General features: G+C 63.0%; 1 pseudogene. It reads left to right on the top strand.

Annotated elements, in window-relative coordinates:
* Positions 1-389 (top strand): annotated as a pseudogene (locus JNB71_RS24270) (hypothetical protein); the annotation flags it as partial.

Here is a 389-nt window from a genome sequence, read left to right as displayed (position 1 = left end):
GGAACAGGCCGCGCGCCTGAACCAGGAGCAGTTCACCGAGCAGCTCACCGCTGCCAATGTGGACGAAGCAGCGTTAGCCGAACGTCTGACCGGCGATCTGAAACCGTCCTACTTGCAAGGCGAAGTCACGCGCATCAACAACGCCATCAACGCGCTCGGGCCGGTCAACATGGCCGCGCTCGACGAACTGGCGGCAGCGCGGGAGCGCAAGGGCTTCCTGGATGCACAATCGGCCGATTTGACCGACGCCATCACCACGCTGGAAGACGCCATCCGCAAGATCGACCAGGAAACGCGCGCGCTGTTGCAAGGCACGTTCGACCAGGTCAACTATCACTTTGGCGAGCTGTTCCCGACGCTGTTCGGCGGCGGCCAGGCCAAGCTGATGA

This window comes from Rhizobium herbae (assembly GCF_019511375.1).
In the GTDB taxonomy this organism is placed as follows: domain Bacteria; phylum Pseudomonadota; class Alphaproteobacteria; order Rhizobiales; family Rhizobiaceae; genus Pararhizobium; species Pararhizobium herbae_A.
The sequence above is the reverse complement of the archived record's forward strand: the minus strand, read 5'-3'. Positions and strand labels throughout refer to the sequence as shown.